The sequence below is a fragment of the Pantoea sp. E956-1 genome (assembly GCF_982223955.1).
This window is the reverse complement of record NZ_CEUYZP010000087.1, coordinates 1-425: the sequence shown is the minus strand read 5'-3', so window position 1 is coordinate 425 and position 425 is coordinate 1. Positions and strand designations below refer to the sequence as shown.

General features: G+C 61.9%; 1 protein-coding gene. It reads left to right on the top strand.

The genetic code is table 11. The features are described 5' to 3' along the window. Positions 1-8: 8 nt before the first annotated feature. A partial coding sequence (locus AC0T7J_RS25395; protein ID WP_473798562.1) for a two-partner secretion domain-containing protein occupies positions 9-425 on the top strand: 417 nt, incomplete at its 3' end.

Below are 425 nucleotides of genomic sequence, written 5' to 3'. Positions count from 1 at the left end.
TCCTCGGCATGCCCAAGCGCGGACTGGCGTTCCTGCTGGCCACCGTCATGTTCTGGCAACCGCTGTGGGCGCAGGCCGATGGCATCGTCGTTGCCAACCCGAATACCACGCTGGACCGTGCCGGCAACGGCGTGCCGATCGTCAACATCGCCACGCCCAACGCAAGTGGCCTGTCGCACAACCAGTTCCACGATTACAACGTCGGCGCACAGGGCGTCATCCTCAACAACGGCGCGACTCAAACTTCGAACACGCAACTGGGCGGGCACGTCATCGGCAACCCGAACCTGAAAAACAGCGGTTCGGCGCAGGCGATTCTCAACGAAGTCATCAGCGGCAACCCGAGTCAGTTGCGCGGTTACACCGAAGTGGCCGGGCAGTCTGCGCGAGTGATTGTCGCCAACCCGTATGGCATTACCTGCAAT